1 protein-coding gene is annotated in these 384 nt (G+C 45.3%); it reads left to right on the forward strand.

The features are described 5' to 3' along the window. On the forward strand, positions 1-384 hold a 384-nt coding region (locus JUI58_RS00380), incomplete at both ends, for a response regulator (protein WP_204101774.1).

A 384-nucleotide genomic window follows, 5' to 3' on the forward strand; every position in this document is an offset into this window, starting at 1 on the left:
GCTATCGTATCTTAATTGTCGATGATAAACCCGTAAATCGGCAATTGTTGGTACAACTCTTGAGTCCTTTGGGCTTTGAACTTCAAGAAGCCAGTAATGGCCAAGAGGCGATCGATATCTGGCAAGAATGGCAACCTCAGCTAATCTGGATGGATATGCGAATGCCCGTGATGGATGGGTTTACCGCGACACAAAAGATTAAAGCGACTACCCAAGGACAAGCAACGGCTGTCCTTGCTTTGACGGCCAGTGTTTTAGAAGAGGAACGAGCAGTGGTATTATCGGCAGGATGCGATGATTTCTTGCGTAAACCTTTTCGGGAAGACCAGATATTTCAGGCAATGGAGAAACATTTGGGAGTGCGTTATATTTATGAGGATTCGA

Source organism: Spirulina sp. CCY15215, assembly GCF_016888125.1.
Taxonomy (GTDB): Bacteria; Cyanobacteriota; Cyanobacteriia; order Cyanobacteriales; family Spirulinaceae; genus CCY15215.